18 protein-coding genes are annotated in these 20,353 nt (G+C 61.9%); 9 read left to right on the top strand and 9 right to left on the bottom strand.

Going from position 1 to position 20,353, the window contains the following annotated elements:
- Nucleotides 1–8: 8 nt before the first annotated feature.
- From C2U40_RS12880 to C2U40_RS12865, 4 genes are all read right to left on the bottom strand, one after another.
- Complete coding sequence (locus tag C2U40_RS12880) at nt 9–2,087, bottom strand: prolyl oligopeptidase family serine peptidase (RefSeq protein ID WP_103827715.1); 2,079 nt, start codon at nt 2,085–2,087, stop codon at nt 9–11.
- Complete coding sequence (locus tag C2U40_RS12875) at nt 2,087–4,249, bottom strand: TonB-dependent hemoglobin/transferrin/lactoferrin family receptor (RefSeq protein ID WP_065478122.1); 2,163 nt, start codon at nt 4,247–4,249, stop codon at nt 2,087–2,089. Before C2U40_RS12875 ends, C2U40_RS12880 begins: the two co-directional genes overlap by 1 nt.
- 306 nt (nt 4,250–4,555) lie before the next feature.
- The gene (locus C2U40_RS12870; RefSeq protein ID WP_017409929.1) at nt 4,556–6,406 is read right to left on the bottom strand and encodes a DUF3413 domain-containing protein; all 1,851 of its coding nucleotides are present in this window, start codon (nt 6,404–6,406) and stop codon (nt 4,556–4,558) included.
- 43 nt (nt 6,407–6,449) lie between these two features.
- Nucleotides 6,450–6,677, bottom strand: a complete 228-nt coding sequence (locus tag C2U40_RS12865; protein WP_011705556.1) for a DUF1414 domain-containing protein — start codon at nt 6,675–6,677, stop codon at nt 6,450–6,452.
- Nucleotides 6,678–6,750: 73 nt separating this feature from the next.
- Between C2U40_RS12865 and yejK the strand changes: the two genes are divergently transcribed.
- The 5 genes from yejK to C2U40_RS12840 all read left to right on the top strand — a co-directional run bounded on the left by yejK (nt 6,751) and on the right by C2U40_RS12840 (nt 13,213).
- Nucleotides 6,751–7,800: a nucleoid-associated protein YejK gene (gene yejK, locus C2U40_RS12860; protein WP_016350315.1), complete on the top strand. Its 1,050-nt coding sequence runs from the start codon at nt 6,751–6,753 to the stop codon at nt 7,798–7,800.
- Between the two features lie 395 nt (nt 7,801–8,195).
- Nucleotides 8,196–9,377, top strand: coding sequence for a maltose/maltodextrin ABC transporter substrate-binding protein MalE (gene malE / locus C2U40_RS12855; RefSeq protein WP_103827716.1), 1,182 nt, complete (start codon nt 8,196–8,198; stop codon nt 9,375–9,377).
- Nucleotides 9,378–9,452: 75 nt separating this feature from the next.
- A complete protein-coding gene (gene malF / locus C2U40_RS12850) occupies nt 9,453–11,105 on the top strand; it encodes a maltose ABC transporter permease MalF (RefSeq protein WP_103827717.1) in 1,653 nt (550 codons plus the stop codon).
- 12 nt (nt 11,106–11,117) lie between these two features.
- The gene (malG, locus tag C2U40_RS12845; protein ID WP_005333868.1) at nt 11,118–12,008 is read left to right on the top strand and encodes a maltose ABC transporter permease MalG; all 891 of its coding nucleotides are present in this window, start codon (nt 11,118–11,120) and stop codon (nt 12,006–12,008) included.
- A gap of 68 nt (nt 12,009–12,076) precedes the next feature.
- Complete coding sequence (locus C2U40_RS12840; RefSeq protein ID WP_103827718.1) at nt 12,077–13,213, top strand: ABC transporter ATP-binding protein; 1,137 nt, start codon at nt 12,077–12,079, stop codon at nt 13,211–13,213.
- A 115-nt stretch (nt 13,214–13,328) separates the two neighbouring features.
- On the opposite strand, the gene ppk2 is transcribed toward C2U40_RS12840, so the two are convergent.
- Nucleotides 13,329–14,144, bottom strand: coding sequence for a polyphosphate kinase 2 (gene ppk2, locus C2U40_RS12835; protein ID WP_103827719.1), 816 nt, complete (start codon nt 14,142–14,144; stop codon nt 13,329–13,331).
- A gap of 112 nt (nt 14,145–14,256) precedes the next feature.
- Between ppk2 and C2U40_RS12830 the strand changes: the two genes are divergently transcribed.
- On the top strand, nt 14,257–15,057 hold the full coding sequence (locus C2U40_RS12830) for an alpha/beta fold hydrolase (RefSeq protein ID WP_103827720.1): 801 nt from the start codon (nt 14,257–14,259) through the stop codon (nt 15,055–15,057).
- 107 nt (nt 15,058–15,164) lie between these two features.
- On the opposite strand, the gene C2U40_RS12825 is transcribed toward C2U40_RS12830, so the two are convergent.
- From C2U40_RS12825 to C2U40_RS12815, 3 genes are read right to left on the bottom strand one after another with little or no spacing between them, the layout of a single operon-like run.
- On the bottom strand, nt 15,165–15,971 hold the full coding sequence (locus C2U40_RS12825) for a MipA/OmpV family protein (RefSeq protein WP_103827721.1): 807 nt from the start codon (nt 15,969–15,971) through the stop codon (nt 15,165–15,167).
- A 35-nt stretch (nt 15,972–16,006) separates the two neighbouring features.
- A complete protein-coding gene (locus C2U40_RS12820; protein WP_039215776.1) occupies nt 16,007–17,074 on the bottom strand; it encodes an AI-2E family transporter in 1,068 nt (355 codons plus the stop codon).
- Nucleotides 17,075–17,089: 15 nt separating this feature from the next.
- Nucleotides 17,090–17,332: a sulfurtransferase TusA family protein gene (locus C2U40_RS12815; RefSeq protein WP_011705565.1), complete on the bottom strand. Its 243-nt coding sequence runs from the start codon at nt 17,330–17,332 to the stop codon at nt 17,090–17,092.
- A gap of 128 nt (nt 17,333–17,460) precedes the next feature.
- Here C2U40_RS12815 and C2U40_RS12810 point away from each other — a divergent pair, with 128 nt between their 5' ends.
- A complete protein-coding gene (locus C2U40_RS12810) occupies nt 17,461–18,915 on the top strand; it encodes a beta-barrel assembly-enhancing protease (protein WP_346814697.1) in 1,455 nt (484 codons plus the stop codon).
- A gap of 131 nt (nt 18,916–19,046) precedes the next feature.
- Here the strand turns inward: C2U40_RS12810 and C2U40_RS12805 are convergent, their stop codons facing one another.
- Nucleotides 19,047–19,517: a TlpA family protein disulfide reductase gene (locus C2U40_RS12805; protein WP_103827722.1), complete on the bottom strand. Its 471-nt coding sequence runs from the start codon at nt 19,515–19,517 to the stop codon at nt 19,047–19,049.
- 60 nt (nt 19,518–19,577) lie between these two features.
- Here C2U40_RS12805 and arsC point away from each other — a divergent pair, with 60 nt between their 5' ends.
- Together arsC and C2U40_RS12795 are read left to right on the top strand one after the other, a co-directional pair.
- Nucleotides 19,578–19,928, top strand: a complete 351-nt coding sequence (gene arsC, locus C2U40_RS12800) for an arsenate reductase (glutaredoxin) (RefSeq protein ID WP_103827723.1) — start codon at nt 19,578–19,580, stop codon at nt 19,926–19,928.
- Nucleotides 19,925–20,320: a DUF2069 domain-containing protein gene (locus tag C2U40_RS12795; protein WP_016350325.1), complete on the top strand. Its 396-nt coding sequence runs from the start codon at nt 19,925–19,927 to the stop codon at nt 20,318–20,320. Before arsC ends, C2U40_RS12795 begins: the two co-directional genes overlap by 4 nt.
- Nucleotides 20,321–20,353 lie beyond the last annotated feature (33 nt).

Here is a 20,353-nt window from a genome sequence, read left to right as displayed (position 1 = left end):
AAAAGGGATCACCGGCGGGCGCCCGCCAGGGTGAGCAGGAAGGCGTACTCGCGGGCCTCCTGCTGGCGCGCGTTGCCCGGTCTGGTGCGGTGGCCGCCGTCGAGGGCCGTGCTGAGCAGATAGGGGCCCGCTCCCGTGCTGTGTTCCCGCAGGCGGGCCACCCACTTGAGCGGCTCCCAGTAGGGCACCTGACTGTCGTGCAAGCCAGCCGTCACATAGACGGGGGGATAGGGGGCCGCATGCAGGTTGTCGTAAGGGCTCAGGCGGCGCATGGCGGCGTAATCGGCGGCAATGGCCGGGTTGCCCCACTCGGCGTACTCCTGACGGGTGAGCGGCAGTTCGGGATCGCTCATGGTGCCGATGAGATCGACGAAGGGCACCTGCAGCACGGCCCCGGCGAAGCGGGTCGGCGCCTGGTTGAGGGCCGCCGCCACCAGCAGGCCGCCGGCGCTGCCGCCCATGGCAAACAGCCGGGCGGGGTCGATGGCGGGATCCCGGGCCAGCGCATCGGCCACGGTCAGGAAGTCGTCCACGCTGTGCTGCTTGTGGCGACCGCGCCCGGCCAGATACCACGCATCCCCCAGCATGCCGCCGCCGCGCACGTGGGCGATGGCGTAGACGAAGCCGCGATCCAGCAGGCTCAGCACCTGCGGCTGGTAGTAGGGGCGCATGGGGGTGCCATAGGCGCCGTAGCCGTACAGCAGCAGCGCCTTGGGGGTGCGGATGTCCTTGCGCCACACCAGGGAGACCGGCACCTTGACGCCATCCTTGCCCACCACCCAGCGGCGCTCGCTCTGGTAGAGGGAGGGGAGGGCGGCCTGGGAATCCGGCAGCCAGCGGCCGCTGGCGAGATCGAGCAGGCGCTGGTGCGGCGGCTCGGCCATGCCCTGGCGGCGGATCAGGATCTGCCCGCTGGCGGGGTCGTGGGCGCCCTGGATCCAGGCCGTGCCGGCCCCCTCGGTCAGCAGCAGGCGATGGCTGAGCCGGCCGCGGCCATCCAGCACGTCGAGCCAGTCATCCCCGTGATGGCGATACTGCAGCACCGTGTAGTCGGCAAACAGGCGCCACTTCTCGAGACTCCTCTGCTCGCCAGACCAGAGTGGCTGCCACTCTCCCTTGGCCACCTGGCTCAGGTCGGCCACCTGATAGAGGCCGAGGGCACCGTCCCGGTTGCTCTTGAGCAGCACCCGCTCCCCCTGGGTATCCAGGTAGTACTCAAGGCCTGCCTGACGGGCCTTGAGCAGAGCCGGTGTGCCCGCGTCCAGCAGGTACTGCTCGGCACTGTCGTGGTTGTTGCTCTGCAGCAGCAGGTGGCGCCGATCCGTGGTGCGATAGAGGCTGAGCAGCCAGGCGGGGTCCGCCTCCTGGTGGATTTGCTGCTCCTTGCCATCACGCCAGGCCCACAGCTGCCAGGGGCGCAGGGTGCGAGGTTCGTTGGCGATGGTGTAGAGGGTCTTGCCGTCCAGGCTCCAGAGCAGATCGCTGGCCCGGTGGGTCAGGGTGGCCAGGGGCTTGCCGTCGGCCAGGTCGAGCAGGGTGATGCGGTAATCCCGATCGCCCTGCAGATCTTCGGCCAGGGCCAGCCAGCGCCCGTTCGGGTGCAGGGCCCAGCTGGCGAGCTCGTAGTAGCCGCTGGCCGGCTGGCGGGGCGCCAGCCGTTGGTGGGGCTCAGCCTGCTCGCCGTCTCGCTGCCACAGGCTGCCGTCGGCTTCCATCCGCCACTGGCTGCCCGCCTCGTGTAGCCACTCTTGCGGCATGGGCTCGCCGCGTGCTTGCGCCTGCCACTCGGCCTGCAGAGCCTGCTCCAGCGGCCGCTGCGCGGCGAGCTGCTGCTCGGTCCAGCGGTTCTGCTCGCCCAGCAGGGCCAGCAGGGCGGGATCCTGACGGCTGTCGTCGCGCCAGCCGCCATAGGGATCGAGCCGGGCCCGCTCCCCCGGCATCGGCAGCGAGCGGTGAGGAATAAGCGGGGCCACGATCGGCGCCGAGGTGGCGACGGCCTGGCTTTGGGTATCGACAGGTGCAATGGCGGCAGGCTGAGCCTGCGCCGGATTGGCCAGCAGGCTGGCCAGCATCAGGAGTGCGTGCATCAGAGCCCCACGAAGGTGTAGCGCAGGCTGGCACTCAGGGAGCGGCCCGTCTGGGTGTAGAGGCCCGCATCCGTGCCTGCTTCCAGCCCGGCGACGTCCTGATAGCGGGTGTAGCGGGTGTCGAGCAGGTTGTCGAGCTTGAGGTTGGCCTTGAGGGCGTCGGTGATCTGCCAGTCGGCGGTCAGGGCGAAGCTGAGCCAGCCGGCGGTTTTCAGGCACTCGCCCTGCTGCTGGGTCAGGCTGTTGCCACAGGTGGGCACCCGGCTCATGGCGGCGGCGTAGTCGGCCTGCAGCCCCAGGCTCCAGTCGTTGGCCTGATAGCTGAGGCGGGTGTTGCCCTCGAGCGGCGTGAGGTTGCGCGGCGATTCGCCCTGACTGGTCTTGCCGTCGACCCAGCCCAGCTTGGTGGCCAGCTCCCACTGCTGGGTCAGCCAGTAGCTGGCGGCGATCTCGGCGCCCCAGGTTTCGGACTTGGCGACGTTGCGGTATTGACGCAGCATGACCCCGTCGCTCAGACGAAAGCCCACCTGACGCCAGTCGACGAAGTTGTAGTAGCGGTTGTAAAAGAGCGCCGGCTTGATGCTCCACTCATCCCCTTCGCCGCTCACCCCCCACTCGAAGCTGTGGCTGGTCTCCTCCTTGAGGTTAGGGTTGGCGATGATCTCGAACGGCGGCAGGGCAAAGTAGTGGGGAATGTTGCCGTACACCTTGTCGTAGGAGGGGGCGCTGAAGCCGTTGGCGTAGCTCAGCCAGCTGCGCCACTGCTCGTTGAAGCGGTAGCTGGTGGCCAGGCTTGGCGAGATATGCCAGCTGTGGTTGCTCTCGCCCCGGCCATCCTGCGGGCTCAGCCACTGCTGATCCATGCGCAGGGTCGGAGTGAACTGCCACTGGCCCAGGGTCGCCACGTCTCCCAGCCAGATGCCGGCCCGATCGGTGCGGGCGCTGCTGAAGGGGGCGGACTGGGTGGGCTGGGGAATGCCGGCTTCCAGCATCAGCTTCTCCACCGGTCGCTCGTGCCGGGTGCGCGCCAGCTCGATGCCGTAGCTCAGCTTGTGCTCGATGGGGCCGGTGACCAGATCGCGGCGGATATCCAGCTCGCTGCCGATCAGCTGTTCGGTGAAGGTGGCCAGCTCCCGCTCGCTGCGATAGCGGGGGTAGCCGCTCAGCTCGTCATTTTGCAGCAGGCTGCGCTTGTTGGCGGTGTTCTTGGCGTAGTTGCCGTGCAGGTTCCAGGTAAAGCGGTCGGCCAGCGGGTGGCCGAGATCCTGCGCCTCCCAGCTCAGCTTGCCGCCCTGGGAGCGCTGGGTGCCGTTCTCGCGATACTGGCGCACCTGCCACTTGCCGTCGGGCTGGGGAATTTCGCGCGGCCCCTGATCCCGCTTGGCGTTGTCTTCGAAGTAGTCGAGCTCGAGGCGCAGCAGATGCTGCTCATTGAGGGTCAGGCTGGAGCTGGTGGAGGCGCTGAGGCCATCGAGGTCCGCCGGGATACGGCTCTGGTCATAGTTGGCGGTCTCGTGCCCCTGCCAGCCGGAGAGGCGCAGCAGGTGGGCGCTCTCGCCCCAGCGGGCGGCGCCGGTGGCGCTCAGTTTCTGCTTGTCGCTGCTGCCGTCGTGCAGCACCTTGCTGCTGAGGTAGGCATCCTGCCCCTGCAGGTAATCTTCCGGCTGCTTGGTGGTGATGACCACGGTGCCGCCGATGGCGTCCGAGCCGTGCAGGGCGGAGCCGGCTCCTTTGGCCACCTCGATCTGCTTGACGTCATCGAGATCGAAACTGAAACGGCCCACCTTGTCGTTGAGGTCGTCGGCGCCGAAGCCGTCGCTGACCCGGACCCCGTCCTTGATGATCAACACCCGGTTGCCACCGATGCCGCGGATGCTGATGTTTTGCGGCCGGCCCGCCGAGCCGGTCACCGAGACGCCAGGTTCGTTCTTGAACACGTCGGTGAGCTCGGTGGCGATCTGGCGCTCCAGATCCTCTTCGGTGATGACGGTGATGGAACCCGAGATGTCGGACAGTTTCTGTTCGACCCGCTGGCCCTTGACCACTATGGTCTCGCGCGCCTTGGGCGGGGTGGTGCCGGAGGTGTCTATGCCGGCGGGATCGCCGGCGGCCAGCGCTGTACCGGACAGCAGCATGGGCCAGTAGTGAAGTAGTGTTTTCATGTTGAGAATAATTATTATTTGAGCCTGAAGGCCGCGGATTATTGCAGAGAGGTCCAGCCAGATCAACGATTGATAATCATTATCATTTTGTTTTTATGATCCTGATCAGACTGCATTTTTTGATGAAGGCATCAGTAGCAACGCGGGCCAACGTTTGCGCCTGCAGGGCGCTGGGCGGGCAGACAGGGGATAAAACGGGGGAGGGTGGCAAGGTGTTGGCTGAGGGCTTGGCAGCTGATGCCAAGGTGATGTCGGCAATAAAAAACCCGCTGCAGGAGCGGGTTTTCAAAGGGCACAAGGCGGCTATCAGGGGGCGCGATAGAAGCGGTTCAGCTCGTTCATCACCTGGATCATGACGCCCATGTCGGGAGTGCCGTGCTTGATGGGACGGTAGCTGTTTCGCTCCAGCAGCTCGAAGTCACCCTGCTTGTTGAAGTGGGTGATGGTGTTGCCCTGATAGATGGCAAAGTCGCGCTGATCCCCCGCCAGCAGCCAGTTGCGCGGGCTGGTGTCGAACAGGTTGCGGCCGATGCTGTAGTCCCGTGGCGCATTGCGCACTCCCAGCATGCTCTGCATCAGGGTCGGCACCAGATCCAGGTGGCTGCTCACCGGGCTCGTCGGCAGGGTATCATTGCCCGGCCAGGCCAGCACGAACGGCACCTGCACCTGATAGGGCGAGTAGTTGGTGCCATAGCCCCAGCTGTTGTTCTGGGTCTCGTTGAACTCCTGACCATGATTGGCGGTGACCACGACGATGGTTTGCTCACTGAGCCCCTGCTGTTGCAGCTGGGCCAGCATCTGTTCCAGCAACTGGTCGGTATAGAAGACCGCATTCTTGTAGCGGTTCTCCAGCTTCACCAGATTCTCGGCCTGATAGGCGGTGGCCGGGTTGAACTTGGTGAGCTCCGGCTGGAAGGGCCCCTTCACGTTGGCCGGCAGCTGGTAGTCACCCGGGCTCGACAGATAGACCAGCGAGAACCAGGGCCGGTCCGGCGAGCGCTTGGCGAGCCACTGCTGCCAGTCGCCGATGAGCTGGGTGTCATCGGTCTGCTCGGAGACGAACACCTGTTTGCGCAGGCCGGAGAGAATGCTCTGGCGGTACTTCTGGGCATCTTCCAGCGCGCCGAACAGGCCGAACTGGTAGTCCTGGCGCAGCATCTCGTCGAACAGCACCGGCGGTGTCTTGTCGTTGCGAATGTCGTCGTAGTAGTGACCCGGCAGGCCGTAGAACAGGCTGAACATCCCCATCACATCGTCGTTGCCGCCGCTCATGTGGTTGGCAAAGTTGAGGTGCTGATCCGCATAACGCTGCAGATTGGGCATGTTGATATTGTTGAGCATGTCGGCCCGCAGGGAGTCGACCACCACGATCAGCAGGTTCTTGTGGGTCAGCGGAGCGTTGACGCTGAGCGGGCGCAGCGGGTAGCGCAAGCGGCTCGCATTGTCACCATCCTGTGATTCGGCCTTTTTCTCGTACTGATCCAGATCCAGCCAGCCGTGCTTGGCGAGGAAGCTCTTGGCGGTCATCGGGTAGGAGAGCGGGAAGTTGGCGCGCTGCATGGTGATGGGCTGATACAGGGTGGCATCGGCCCAGCTGTTGACCACGTGGGTCAGGATGAAGCAGACCAGCAGGGCCAGCCCCACCTGATTGCCGTACTGACGGCGCTTGCGCTTGTTGATCTTGCGCCAGACATAGGCCGACAGCAGCAGCTGCACCAGGAAGATGGTGGGCACCGCCACGAAGATGATGCTCCAGATCGAGCCCTCCTCGGTCTGGGCCTGATCCAGCAGCAACTGCCACACCTGGCCGTTGAGGTGGAATTTGAACAGCTGGAACACCTGGGTGTCGATGAGCAGCAGCACCAGCGCCAGGGTGGCGATGATGGCCGAGATGAAGCGCAGCGGCTTCTCTTTGGGCAGCACGAAACTCAGGGGGAAGATCGTCAACAGATAGGTGACAAAGCTCAGAAACGAGAAGTGACCGATCCAGCTGATGATGAGATAGGTCACGCCGAGCGTGGTCGACGGCCAGCTGATCGCCCCCAGGTAGCGGGTGGCAATCAGCATGGCCAGAATGATGTTGAAGAAGGAGAACCAATGCCCCCAGGTGATCAGGCGAGAAACATTATCACGATAGGGGTTGCCGGTTTCGACCATAGTGATCCATCTGCTTGAAAAACATCAAAGAATGCGAAGAGACTCAGTGAGCATCGTGGCGATGATCCACCGAGGCGGTGAGCGCCTGGATGTATTTTTCGGTGATCGCCTGACGCTGGGCCGGGGCCATGCCATTGATGATATTGGTGGTCAGGTTGCCGAGCACCATCAGACTCAGATCCACCGGCGCCTTGTGCTTCTCCAGGGCGGTGATCAGGTCGTTCATCAGGGCGTCAAACTGCTCGTTATTGTACTTTGATACGATGGGCATAATCTTGGGTTCATCTCGGTTCAAAGCGCCTTATAATACTTCACCCTTTCGGCTAACACTATGGCTTTGTGACATGAGTCTCGATATCGACAAGATCATTCTTCACTCCCTGCGCCAGGGCGGCGATGGTCAACCTCACGCCGACACCCGCAGCCAGCTTCTGCCTGCCGATGAGGCGGTACAGGGGCTGATGGCGGAGCTGCATCGCATTTACAACGGCAAGGGGGGCAAGGGCTTCGGCTTCTTTGCCGACCCCGAGGCCGCCGTCGCCGAGCTGGCGGAGGGGGAGAGCGCCCCCAAACAGCCTTCTCCGCTCTTTCGCATCGCCCTCGAACGGCTGCTCGGCGAACAGACCGACTTCGTCCCCTTCTCGGTCGAGATGACCCAGCTGCTGGTCAAGCAGCTGGTGGAGCACGCCCTCGACGAGCAGGGGGTGCTGCTGTTTGCCAAATATAACTACGTGGGGGTGGATTATCTGATGATCGCCCTGCTGGAGGGCAAGGAGAGCGTCACCGTCAGCGAGGCGCTGGAGCTGCGTCACATCCAGTATCTGGATATCGGCAAATTGAATCTGGTGGCCCGCATCGATCTGACCGAATGGAAAACCCAGCCGGATTCACGCCGTTATATCACCTTCAGCAAGGGTCGGGTCGGTCGTAAGCTGGGTGACTTTTTCATGGATCTGCTGGGTGCCCGCGAGGGGATGGATGCCAAGATCCAGAATAAGGGGCTGCTGCAGGCGGTGGACGATTATTGCGACAGCCGTCAGCTCGAGCCGGCCGAGCGCAATGACTACAAGAAACAGGTCTTCAAATATTGCACCGAGCAGGCCAGCGCCGGTGAAGAGATCGAGATCAAGGAGCTGTCGGCGGAATTGCCGGGCGATGGCGACCTCGATTTTTACAGCTTTATCGGTCAGGAGTACGAGCTGGAAGATCGCTTCCCGGCCGACCGTTCGACCCTGCGCGGCTTGACCAAGTTCGTCGGCTCCGGTGGCGGCCTGACTTTGAGCTTCGAGCAGAAGCTGCTCAACAGCCGGGTGTTCTACGATCCCCAGACCGATACCCTGACCATCAAGGGGGTCCCGCCCAACCTCAAGGATCAGCTGCTGCGCCAGTCGTAATGTGATCTGCTTTCCAGTTTTGGCAAAAAGACACCGCACTTCGCTGCGGTGTCTTTTTATTTAACGGGGTAGGCAGCAGCGAAACCAACTCGGTGCTTTGTTAACAAATTAAACAGAATAATCCCCGTGAAAGGGTTTTCAGTGAGGTGAAAACCCTTTCATTCATGTTTTTTTATTTCTCTTTGGTAATTTAATTTCTTAATTTGGCGATAAATATGCCAATAAATGGCGATAACCCCCTGAAATAAGAAAATGTTTTCAGAACTTTCTGGAAGAAAATACGTAATTGCGTTTCAAAAATGCGAGTTGCGTCATGTGAGGCGGTAACGGCTTGGGATAATATTCATCTCGCACACAATGCTCTTACAGCGCGGAACTAATACAAGGAAAGGCTCATGAAAAAGAAATTGCTGTCATCCCTGATCGGTCTGGCCACTCTTGGCGTCGCTTGCTCTGCTACTGCTGCCATCGATGAAGGCCAGCTGACCATCTGGATCAACGGTGACAAGGGATACAACGGTCTGGCTGAAGTGGGTAAGAAGTTTGAAGCAGAAACCGGCATCAAGGTTACTGTGGCTCACCCGGATCAGGTTGAAGTGAAATTCCAGCAAGCCGCCGCCACTGGCAACGGCCCGGACATCTTCTTCTGGGCTCACGACCGTTACGGTGAGTGGGTCAAAGCCGGTTTGCTGGTTCCGGTAACGCCGAACGCTGCCACCAAAGGCAAATTTGAACAGCTGGCATGGGATGCCATGACTGTTGATGGCAAAACCTATGGCTACCCGGTTGCCATGGAAGCGGTCAGCCTGATCTATAACAAAGACCTGCTGCCCGAGCCGCCGAAAACCTTCGAAGAGATCGCCAAGATTGACGAGACTCTGAAGAAAAACGGCAAGCGCGCCATCATGTGGGCTTATGACACCCCGTACTTCAGCTATCCGCTGGTGGCTGCCAACGGTGGTTATGCCTTCAAGAAAACCGCTACCGGTTATGACGTGAAAGACACCGGCGTGGCCAACGCGGGTGCCAAGGCCGGTGTCGGCTACATCTCCGAGATGATCAAGTCCGGTCACCTGGAAAAAGGCATCGACTACGGTGTGATGGACGCCAAGTTCAACAAGGGCGAAGTGGCCATGATGATCAACGGTCCCTGGGCCTGGAGCAACCTGGACAAGAGCGGCATCAAGTACGGCGTAGCGCCGCTGCCGACCCTGAACGGCAAGCCGGCCAAAGCTTTCGTTGGCGTGCTGGGTGCCACCATCAACGCCGCCAGCCCGAACAAGGATCTGGCCATCGAGTTCCTGGAAAACTACCTGCTGACCGATGCCGGTCTGGCGCCGGTTAACGCCGACAAGCCGCTGGGTGCCGTTGCGCTGAAATCCTTCCAGAAGACCCTGGAATCCGATCCGCACATCAAGGCCACCATGCTGAACGCCCAGGCTGGCGAGCCGATGCCGTCCGTGCCTGAGATGAGCCGTTTCTGGTCTTCCTTCGAAACTGCCCTCAAGAACGTGACCTCCGGTCGTCAGGGTGTTGACGAAGCACTGGATACCGCTGCCAAGCGTATCGTTCAGTAAGCACGCACTACCCGGGAGGCCGCAATGGCCTCCCACTCTCTCAAATCTCTCTTGGCGTTATAAAGGTTAATTGGCATGGAAGTAGTACCTTCTGTTGAGTCCTGTGCCGGTCCGAAGGATAAGCACACCTGGCTTAAGTGGACCATAGCGGCCCTGGTCGCCATCCTCAACGGCTACGCAGCCGTGATGATGTACGCCAGTGGCGAGTGGGTATTCGCGCTGCTGGATCTGGTGGTGGTTTCCGTCGGTCTGTATGTCTTCATGAACAAGAAGACCTATGCCCATCGCTACATCTTTCCGGGTGTTGCGGGCATGGTTGTGTTTATCATCTTCCCTCTTGCCTACACGATTGGCATCGCCTTCACCAACTATTCGGGGTCCAACTTGCTCTCCGTGGAGCAGGCGCGGGACTACCACCTGAAGAAAACCTACAAGGTGGCGGGCGGTGAATTCGATTTTACCCTGCTGGGTGGCGACAATGGCCAGTTCCAGCTGCTGCTGACACAGGATGATCAATCCTTTATCAGCCAACCTGTTTCCCTGATGAACAACAAGGCCCGTGAGCTGGCGTCCCGCGAGGGCCGGGTGCAGAGCACCCAGCAAGTGGTCGAGCTGCAGCCCTTCACTGGCGAAGCCGCCAGCAAGGCCGCGCCGATCCGCGCCATTGTTGAGCATCGTACTCACCTGAGTGACCTGGATCTGGTGCTGCCGGATGGCGGTACCCACCTGACCCTGAGCAGCCTGCGCAAGTTTGCCGCCCAGAAGCAGCAGTACACCCGTCTGATGGATGGCGCCGTGCTCAAGTCCGGCGTGGTGATCAAAGACAGCAACCTGCTGCGTGATACCCAGAATGGCCAGCTGATGCTGCCCAACGGTGACACCGGCTTCTATCAGTACATCGACGAACAGGGTCAGTTTGTCGGCAAGGGCGTGGCACCCGGCTTCGTGGTCAGCGTGGGCTGGAAGAACTTCGCGCGCATCGTCACCGATCCGGGCATTCAGTCACCGTTCCTGCAGATCTTTATCTGGACAGTGATCTTCTCCAGCTGTTCCGTTGCCTTCACCCTGGCTATCGGCATGGTGCTGGCCTGTCTGGTGCAGTGGGAATCGCTCAAGGGGCGCGGTTTCTATCGGGTCATGCTGATCCTGCCCTATGCGATTCCGGCGTTTATCTCCATCCTGGTGTTCAAGGGGTTGTTCAACCAGAACTTCGGTGAGATCAACATGTTCCTGGAAGCGGCGTTTGGCATCAAGCCGGACTGGTACACCAACCCCTTCCTGGCCAAGGTGATGATCCTGATCGTCAACACCTGGCTCGGCTACCCCTACATGATGATCCTCTGCATGGGCCTGCTCAAAGCCATTCCGGAAGATCTCTATGAAGCGTCCGCCATGGACGGTGCCGGCCCGGTGCAGAACTTCTTCAAGATCACCGTGCCGCTGTTGATGAAGCCGCTGACACCGCTGTTGATTGCCTCGTTCGCCTTCAACTTCAACAACTTCGTGCTTATCCAGTTGTTGACCAACGGTGCGCCCGACATCATCGGCGCCAGCACCCCGGCCGGTACCACCGACTTGCTGGTGAGTTATACCTACCGGATTGCGTTCCAGGGATCGGGTGGTCAGGACTACGGTCTGGCCAGTGCCATCGCCACAGCTATCTTCCTCATCGTAGGTGCGCTGGCGCTGCTCAACCTGAAATTGTCCAAAGCCGACAAGCAGCTGTAAGGAGGCTTCAACATGGCAATCGTACAACCCAAATCAGTCAAATACCGGGTGTGGGCAACCCACCTGGTCATGTGGGGCTTCCTGGCGCTGATCATCTTCCCGTTGATCATGGTTATCGCCATCTCGTTCCGTAACGGTAACTTCGCGGTAGGGGAGATCATCCCCTCCAATCCGACCCTGGATCACTGGAAGCTGGCGCTGGGCATGTCCATCACCAACGCCGACGGCAGCATCACGCCGCCGCCGTTCCCGGTGCTGACCTGGTTGTGGAACTCCATCAAGATCGCCGGCATTACTGCCCTGATGATCGTGACGCTCTCCACCACCTGTGCCTACGCCTTTGCCCGCCTGCGTTTTCGTGGCAAGTCCACCATCCTGCAGGGCATGCTGATTTTCCAGATGTTCCCCGCGGTACTGGCGTTGGTAGCCATCTACGCGCTCTTTAACAAGATTGGTGACTACATCCCCTGGCTCGGTCTCAACACCCACGGTGGCCTGATCCTGGCGTACATGGGCGGTATCGCCCTGCACGTCTGGACCATCAAGGGTTACTTCGAGACCATCGACTCCTCTCTGGAGGAGGCGGCGGCCATCGACGGTGCGACCCCGTGGCAGGCATTCCGTCTGATCCTGTTGCCTCTGTCGGTGCCCATCCTGGCGGTAGTGTTTATTCTGGCCTTTATCGGTTCCATTACCGAGGTGCCCATGGCCTCCATCCTGTTGCAGGATGTGAACAATCTGACCCTGGCGGTCGGGGCCCAGCAGTACCTCTATCCGCAGAACTATCTGTGGGGTGATTTCGCGGCGGCCGCAGTGCTCTCCGGTTTCCCCATCACAGTGGTGTTCCTGCTTGCACAGCGCTGGTTAGTCGGTGGCCTCACCGCTGGTGGCGTGAAAGGTTAAGTTTATGGCCGGGGGAGCTGACTCCCCCCGCTATCACGATTTGCAAAGATTCAAGAGCGGAGCTCGTCATGGCTGAAGTAGTACTCAACAACGTTCGCAAAAATTACGATCCGGCTGTTCACAAGGACACCCTGCGCAACATCAACCTCTCCATCAAGGAAGGGGAGTTCATCGTCTTCGTCGGCCCGTCCGGCTGCGGTAAATCCACCCTGCTGCGGATGATCGCGGGTCTGGAAGACATCACCAGCGGTGAGCTGACCATCGGCGGTCGTTACATGAACGACGTGCCGCCAGTCGAGCGCAACGTCGGCATGGTGTTCCAGTCCTACGCCCTCTATCCCCACATGAACATCTACGAGAACATGGCCTTTGGCTTGAAGCTCAAGAAGATGGATAAAGAGAACATCCACAAGCGGGTGATGCGCGCCGCCGAGATCCTGGGTCTCGAGCCGCTGCTGGACCGCAAGCCCAAGGCGCTCTCCGGTGGTCAGCGTCAGCGGGTTGCCATCGGTCGCTCTATCGTGCAGCAGCCGCAGGTGTTCCTGTTTGACGAACCGCTCTCCAACCTGGATGCCGCGCTGCGGGTCAAGATGCGGATCGAGATCGCCAAGCTGCACAAAGAGCTCAATTCCACCATCATCTACGTGACCCACGATCAGGTGGAAGCCATGACCCTGGCCGACAAGATCGTGGTACTGAGCCCGCTCAAGGGCGAGGCGGCCACCAACCTGGAGCAGTTCGGTTCACCGCTGGATCTCTACCACAACCCGGACAACAAGTTCGTGGCAGGCTTTATCGGCTCTCCCAAGATGAACTTCCTGGCGGGCGAGTTGCTGGAGATTGGCGAGCAGGAGTGTGTGGTCAAGCTGACCTCCGGCGATACCGTGCGTGCCCGGGTCGATGCCCGCAGTGGCGCGGTGGGTGACAAGGTGGAGCTGGGTATTCGCCCCGAGCACCTGATGCCGCTGGATCACCCCCATGCACACAGCAAGGTGAGCGGGGTGGTGCAGGTGGCTGAACACCTGGGGGCCGAATCCTTCGTCTACATGGACGTGGCAGGGCACGACTTCACCGTCAAGGCCAGCTCCGACGTGGACGTGGCCACCGGTCAGCAGTACAGCGTCGGCATTCCGGCCGAAGCCTGCTACCTGTTCGATGCCAAGGAGCAAGCCTTCCCGCGCACGGCCAAATACATCCGCACCTGATCAGGGGCGGCTGCCGAGGTTTTCCTTTCTTTAGATTCAATGCCTTTTTGCCGGTCGCAAGACCGGCTTTTTATTGCCTGCCGTTTGGCGAGAACGGCAGGCGAGGTGGCAGGGCTCAGCCCTCGAGTGCGGCGGTAATGTCGGGCACGAAGTGCTGGTTGGTCAGCGGCGGGCGCTCGTAACCCTCGGTGTTGATAGGGGGCAGGGTGATGGGCTCGTAGTGGATCGCCTCATAGGGCACCTTGCCCAGCAGGTGGGAGATGCAGTTGAGACGGGCGCGGCGCTTGTCGTCTGCCTCCACCACGAACCAGGGGCAATCTTCGGTGTCGGTGTAGGTGAACATGTCGTCCTTGGCGCGGGAGTACTCCACCCAGCGCGAGCGGGACTGCAGGTCCATCGGGCTGAACTTCCAGCGCTTGATGGGGGTGTTGATCCGCTCCTTGAACCGTTTTTCCTGCTCCTCGTCGCTAACCGAGAACCAGTATTTGATCACCGTGATGCCGGCGCGGATCAGCATCCGCTCAAACTCGGGGCAGGCGCGCAGAAACTCGCGATACTCGTTGTCGCTGCAAAAGCCCATCACCCGCTCGACCCCGGCCCGGTTGTACCAGGATCGGTCGAACAGCACCATCTCGCCGGCGGCGGGCAGGTGCGCCACGTAGCGCTGAAAGTACCACTGGGAGCGCTCGCGATCCGAGGGGGCGGGCAGCGCCGTGACCCGGCAGACCCGGGGGTTGAGGGGCTCGGTGATCGCCTTGATGACGCCCCCCTTGCCGGCGGCGTCGCGGCCCTCGAACAGCACCACTACTTTGCGCCCCTCCTGCTTGACCCACTCCTGCAGCTTGACCAGCTCCTCCTGCAGATGGGCCAGGTGGTGCTCGTAGGTCTTCTTGTCCAGGCGCGGGCGTTTCTTGCTCTTGTCCTTCGGCATGTTCTTCTCCTTATTGACACTTTTCCAGATTGCACCAGGCAGGCGTCACTGCCAAGAGGGTCGTGCTACACTGCCGCCCCGTCAATAGTCGGCACCAGAAACAGGAGAAAACATGAAGCAATTTATGGAGATCGCGGGCCGCCAGATGGCCTATCTGGACGAGGGGCAGGGCCCGGTACTGTTGTTTGGTCACAGCTACCTGTGGGACAGCGCCATGTGGGCGCCGCAAATCGAGGCCCTCAAGGGGCAGTATCGCTGCATCGTGCCCGAGCTGTGGGGCCACAGCGATTCCGACGCGCTGCCCGAGGGGGCCTGCACCCTGGCAACCCTGGCCCGCGATCATCTGGCGCTGCTCGATGCGCTCGGCATCGATGAGTTCGTGCTGGTGGGTCTCTCCATCGGCGGCATGTGGGGCGTCGAGCTGGCACGCATGGCACCCGCGCGTCTCAAGGGCCTGGTGCTGATGGACAGCTTCGTCGGTCTCGAGCCGCAGATCACCTGCGAGCGCTACCTCGGCATGCTGGCGATGATCGAGCAGCTTAGCACCATCCCGGCCCCCATCGTCGAGCAGGTGGCGCCGCTGTTCTTTGCCGATCAGCCGGATGCCGACCTGATGAGCGGTTTCAAGGCGCGCCTCGCCGCCTGGCCGGCCGACAAGGTGGCCGCCATGGTGGCGGTGGGCCGCAGCTTCGTGACCCGCGAGGATCGCATCGAGTGGCTGGAAGCGATCAGCGTGCCTGCGCTGGTGATGACCGGCAGTCAGGACAAGGCGCGGCCAGTGCTGGAAGGCTATCTGATGGCCGAGGTACTGGGCTGCCCGTTCAGGGAGATCCCAGCGGCTGGCCACATCGCCTCGCTGGAGAACCCCGCCTTCGTCAATCAGCAGCTGACCGAGTTTCTGGCTGCGCTGTAAGCCTGAATTGGCAGCCTGAGTAGGCTGCACTATCAGCCTGACGATGATCGTGAAAAAGGGAGCCGAGTGCTCCCTTTTGTTTGTTCGTATCTCACGGCGAATCACAATTACCAGATATAGCCGAGGGCAAATCCTGCATAGAGTTCACCATCGTGCTGGACGATGGGGCTGTTTTTAATATCCCGATCATACCATTCGTAGTTCATGGCAAACATGCCAATCCAGTTGGGGCTGAAGCGATAGCTGGTGATGAGCGCCGCCATGGGGGAGAGGGTTGACCCCGTATCCCAGGCCGGGCGCTGGGCGGTGGCCTCGCTTTCGGAGATGCCGCCGAAGTAGTAGTTGGCCATCTTGTCGCTGCGCAGCATCAGCCCCATCCCCGGCATGATCAGCAGGTTGTCGCGCTGGATTGGGAAGTCGGCCCACAGCAGTAGCTCCTGACCCTTGCTGCGGCCGGTGATGTCGCTGTTGGCCCGCACGGTCAGCAGGGCGTAGGGAGTGATGATGTTGCCACCGATCCCGCCTTCCAGCTGCCATTTGCGCTGTTCCATGCCGGTGAAGGCGGGCGAATCCTCGGGATCCAGATTGCCAAAACGCACCCGGCCATAGCCATACAGGGCGACATGTTCATCCTTGTGGAAGTAGTAACGCGCCCGATCGCCGAGAAACATGAACTGCTTGCCGAAGTAGATAAAGCCCGGGATGGCGTAGGTGGCATTATCCTGCGCCTCATAGCGGGCTTGTCCCCCGATGAGCGCCGCACCGGCGACAAAGCCTTGTGGCACCGGGCTGGTGGGACTGTCGCTGGTGAGCAGATCCATGGAGCCAAGGTCGATATCGGCGCGGGCGGGCATGGCGGCAGCGAGCAGCAGGGCCGTCAGCCCTGCTGCTCTGATTTGACGCGAAAAGGTCATGGACACTCCGTTGTCACGATTGCATGGGAAGTGGGTTATTTCGCTGCGGGCAGCTCTTCGCGCTTGGGCCAGGCGTTGAGCACCGCTTTGACCAGGGTGGCGAGGGGAATGGCGAAGAAGACCCCCCAGAATCCCCACAGGCCGCCGAACACCAGCACGGCGATGATGATGGCCACCGGATGGAGGTTGAGCGCCTCGGAGAAGAGGATGGGCTCCAGCACGTTGCCGGTGAGCACCTGGATCACGGTGTAGACCACCATCAGCCAGGTGAACTCCGGCGTCAGTCCCCACTGGAACAGGGCCACCATGGCCACCGGTACCGTGACCGCCGCGGCGCCGATGTAGGGGATCAGCACCGAGAAGCCGACCGCCACCGCCAGCAGCACCGAGTAGCGCAGCCCCAGCATGGCGAAGGCCACATAGCTGATCACCCCGACGATCAGGATCTCGATGACCTTGCCACGGATGTAGTTGAGGATCTGCTCGTTCATCTCCACCCAGACCCGGTTGACCAGGGTGCGGTTGCGCGGCAGGAAGCGGCGCAGTCCGCCCATCAGAATCTGCTTGTCCTTGAGCATGAAGAACACCATCAGCGGCACCAGGATGGCGTAGATGAGGATGGCCACCACGTTGATGAGGGAGCTGAGGGAGGCGCTCACCAGCTGCTCGCCCCCGGTCAGGATGCGCTGGCGGATGTTGTCGATGATGGTCTCCACCAGGGTGACGTTGATGAGCTCGGGGTACTGCTCGGGCAGGGTGCGCACATAGTCCTGGGCATGGGAGAGCATGGCCGGCGACTCCTTGGCGAGGTTCAGTCCCTGGCTCGCCAGGGTCGGGATGAGCCCGAGGAATGCCATGGCGGTGAGGGCAATGAACAACAGCAGGATGAGACTGGTGGCCAGGGTGCGCGAGAGCCCGGCCCGCTGCAGCCGGCTCACCGGCCACTCCAGCAGGTAGGCCATCACCAGCGCCACCAGCAGCGGCGCCAAGAGATCGCCGAACAGCCAGAGCACGGCGAAACAGGCCACCAGCAGCAGGAACAGGGTGACGGCATCGGGATCGGAGAAACGGGTCTGATACCAGCGCTTGATGACTTCTAACATGGCGACATCCTTAGGTTACTGGGGCTTGCCGTGGTGCTGGGCCCCGACCACCAACTGCAAAGAGAGGGTATTGTCAGGCGCCTCCTGCAACGTGAAGGCATGACCCTGGCGTTGCAGATAGGCGGGAATGTCCTGCCGGGAGCCGGCATCGGCCAGCCGGATGGACAGGGATTGACCGGCGTTGGCCTGACGCAGCCAGAGCTTGAGCCGGATCAGCGGCTCGGGGCAGCGCCAGGGGGTCAGGTCGAGGTATTCCATGGAGGCTCCATCGCGCGTGAGGCGGCTATTATGGCCGTGATGAGAGCGCGAAACAACGCTTGTAGCCCTTGATGGGCAAGGGTATTCTGCCGGTGTCCCGGTAGGGTCTGATTGGAGATAGAGATAACGTGGCACGCTTTTCCCCCCTGATGGCATCGCTCCCCCTGCTGGTTTCCCTGATGGGTGCCACTTTCCATGCCCAGGCCAACAACCAGCTTCCCGACATCGGCACCGCCGGGGTGGCCGCCCTGCCCATCGAGCAGGAGGTGCGCTACGGCAACGCCTTCATGCGCTTTGCCCGGGCCGGCTTGCCGATCATCGATGATCCCGTCTTGAGCCAGTACATCGACGATCTGGGCCAGCGGCTGCTCTCCAACGCCGACGGCGTGCGTTTCCCGTTCACCTTCTTCCTCATCAACGATCCCAGCATCAACGCGGCCGCCTTCCTCGGCGGGCGAGTCAAGGTGCACACCGGCCTGTTTCTCTATGCCGACAGCGAGAGCGAACTCGCCTCGGTACTGGCGCACGAAATCACCCACGTGACTCAGCGCCACATCGCCCGCTACATGGAAGCGCAGGCGAGCAGCTCCGCCATGACCCTGGCCGGGCTGGTAGGCTCCATCGCGCTGGCGGTGATCAACCCCACCGCGGGCATCGCCGCGCTGCAGACCACGCTCGGTCTCTCCATGCAGTCGGCCATCAACTACACCCGCGACAACGAATACGAAGCGGACCGGATCGGCATGAAGACCCTCTACGACGCCGGCTTCGATCCCATGGGCATGGCCAACTTCTTCCAGAAGCTGGCGGCCGAATATCGCTACGCCAGCAAGCCGCCTGAGATGCTGCTGACGCACCCGCTGCCGGAGACCCGGATCAGCGAGGCGCGCGCCCGGGCGGGCAGCTATGGCCGCCGGGATCTGCCGCCGAGTCTCGACTTCTGGCTGGCCAAGGTGCGTATCCAGGTGCGTTTCGGCACCGAGAGCCCGCAGGCCTTGCTCACCTATTTTGACAACCGCCTGCAGAAGGGGGACTACCCGCTCAAGGATGCGGCCACCTACGGCAAGGCGCTGGCGCTGCTGCAGCTCAAGCGCACCGACGAGGCCGATGCCCTGATGCAGGAGCTGGCGACTCGCCACCCCGAGGATCTGTTCGTGGTGGATGCCCTCACCGACATCGACCTGGCCAAGGGGCGCAGCGCCCAGGCCATCGCCCGGCTCGAGAAGTTCCGCACCCGCATGCCGGACAACGAGGTGGTGGTGGTGAACCTCGGCAACGCCTATCTGGAAGGGGGCAATTACAAGAAGTCCATCGCCATTCTCGACCCCTATGCCCGCGAGCACGAAGAGAACAACCTGGCCTGGAGCCTGCTCTCCGATGCCTATCGCAAGGCGGGCAGGATGACCGATCTGCACATGGCACGGGCCGAAATGCTCTCCCTGCGCGGTGACTACCAGGCAGCCATCGACGAGCTTATCGTGGCGCGCGGCACCACCAACGACAAGTTGACCCTGGCCAGACTGGAGGCGCGCATCACCGAGCTGGAGCGGGCCAAGAAGGATCTCGACAGCCTCAAGGGCTGACGGGCCAGCAGCTCTCACCCACGACAAGGGCGCACCTCGGTGCGCCCTTGTCGTTTTATGATGGCGAAGAGAATGGCGGGAACGCCAGCCGGCTGGCGCCGCTACCAGCGGCGTTGGCGTCAGTGGTCAAGCTACTTGACTGATGCCCTGAGGGCCTCGACCCGCGATGGGGTGAGCTCACCCACCAGGGTCTGCTGGAGCTTGCCCTCGCCATCAAGCAGATAGCTGGTGGGCAGCCCGGCGGGGCGGGGGAAGGGGAGGCTCGCCTCCTGCCGGGCGATGAGCAGCGGCACCTCGATGTGGTACTGTCCGGCCAGTTTGGCGAGCTCGGCCGGGGTTGCCGGGTCGTAGTTGACCATCACCACGGCAGTTTGCCCCTCATGAGCCAGCGCCTCCAGCAGCGGTATCTCCCGCAGGCAGGGGGCACACCAGGGGGCGAAGTAGTTGACCAACAGCGGCTTGCCGGCAAAGTCGGCCAGGGCCACCGGCTGGTTCTGGCTGTCGGTGAACTGGGGGGGCGGGCTGCAGGCTGTCAGCAGGCCGGCCACAATCAGCCAACAAATTCGTTTCAATTCCTGCACTCTCGCGCTTACCCTGACCATCAGTTTCCCCTACAATAGCGCCGTTTCTTGTCCCATCTTGCGATTAATCAGGGAGTTATCATGAGCGAGACCCAAATCTACCACAATCCGCGCTGCTCCAAGAGCCGTGAAACCCTGGCCTTGCTGGAACAGCACGGGATCGCCCCGGATGTGGTGCTCTATCTGGAGCAGGCTCCGAGCGAGGCAGAGATCCGCACCCTGCTGAGCCAGCTGGGGTTCAGCGATCCGCGTCAGCTGATGCGCACCAAGGAAGATCTCTACAAGGAGCTTGGGCTTGGCGAGGTGAGCGGTGATGACCTCATTCGCGCCATGCACCAGCATCCCAAGCTCATCGAGCGGCCCATCGTGATCAAGAACGGTCAGGCCCGCATCGGTCGTCCGCCCGAGCAGGTGCTGGAGATCCTCAAGTGAGCACCCGCTTCGCCCGCCTGCTGACCCTGGTCGGCTTCTTCGGCCTGCTGGGCTGGGTCATCCTCTGGCATCTGTGGCTCTCGCCCCACCCGGATCTCAACCCCTGGCTGCTGCCGGTGATCTGGACGGTGCCGCTGCTGTTCCCGCTCAAGGGGATCGTGCAGGGCAACCCCTACACCCACGCCTGGGGCAACTTCGTGTTGATGCCCTACTTCCTGCACGCCCTGACCCTGATCACCACGGATGAGGGGGAGCGGTGGCTGGCGGTGGTGGAGCTGGTGTTCACCGTGCTCGCCTTCATCGGCACCATCTATTACGCCCGCCTGCGCGGCCGCGAGCTGGGCCTGAGCATTCGCAAGAAGAAGGGTGAGCCTTCGGCGCAGGACCACTGAGGCCCGTGTCAGCGTGCCTGCTCTGTGCAAACC

Source organism: Aeromonas sp. ASNIH4 (assembly GCF_002934425.1).
Taxonomy (GTDB): domain Bacteria; phylum Pseudomonadota; class Gammaproteobacteria; order Enterobacterales; family Aeromonadaceae; genus Aeromonas; species Aeromonas hydrophila.
The sequence above is the reverse complement of the archived record's forward strand: the minus strand, read 5'-3'. Positions and strand labels throughout refer to the sequence as shown.

Coding starts and splice junctions, on each gene's coding strand:
- arsC (WP_103827723.1), top strand. CDS start 19,578: ATGAGCGAGACCCAAATCTACCACAATCCGCGCTGCTCCAAGAGCCGT.
- C2U40_RS12880 (WP_103827715.1), bottom strand. CDS start 2,087: ATGCACGCACTCCTGATGCTGGCCAGCCTGCTGGCCAATCCGGCGCAG.
- C2U40_RS12870 (WP_017409929.1), bottom strand. CDS start 6,406: ATGGTCGAAACCGGCAACCCCTATCGTGATAATGTTTCTCGCCTGATC.
- C2U40_RS12840 (WP_103827718.1), top strand. CDS start 12,077: ATGGCTGAAGTAGTACTCAACAACGTTCGCAAAAATTACGATCCGGCT.
- yejK (WP_016350315.1), top strand. CDS start 6,751: ATGAGTCTCGATATCGACAAGATCATTCTTCACTCCCTGCGCCAGGGC.
- ppk2 (WP_103827719.1), bottom strand. CDS start 14,144: ATGCCGAAGGACAAGAGCAAGAAACGCCCGCGCCTGGACAAGAAGACC.
- C2U40_RS12805 (WP_103827722.1), bottom strand. CDS start 19,517: ATGGTCAGGGTAAGCGCGAGAGTGCAGGAATTGAAACGAATTTGTTGG.
- C2U40_RS12865 (WP_011705556.1), bottom strand. CDS start 6,677: ATGCCCATCGTATCAAAGTACAATAACGAGCAGTTTGACGCCCTGATG.
- C2U40_RS12825 (WP_103827721.1), bottom strand. CDS start 15,971: ATGACCTTTTCGCGTCAAATCAGAGCAGCAGGGCTGACGGCCCTGCTG.
- C2U40_RS12820 (WP_039215776.1), bottom strand. CDS start 17,074: ATGTTAGAAGTCATCAAGCGCTGGTATCAGACCCGTTTCTCCGATCCC.
- malG (WP_005333868.1), top strand. CDS start 11,118: ATGGCAATCGTACAACCCAAATCAGTCAAATACCGGGTGTGGGCAACC.
- C2U40_RS12875 (WP_065478122.1), bottom strand. CDS start 4,249: ATGAAAACACTACTTCACTACTGGCCCATGCTGCTGTCCGGTACAGCG.
- C2U40_RS12815 (WP_011705565.1), bottom strand. CDS start 17,332: ATGGAATACCTCGACCTGACCCCCTGGCGCTGCCCCGAGCCGCTGATC.
- C2U40_RS12830 (WP_103827720.1), top strand. CDS start 14,257: ATGAAGCAATTTATGGAGATCGCGGGCCGCCAGATGGCCTATCTGGAC.
- malE (WP_103827716.1), top strand. CDS start 8,196: ATGAAAAAGAAATTGCTGTCATCCCTGATCGGTCTGGCCACTCTTGGC.
- malF (WP_103827717.1), top strand. CDS start 9,453: ATGGAAGTAGTACCTTCTGTTGAGTCCTGTGCCGGTCCGAAGGATAAG.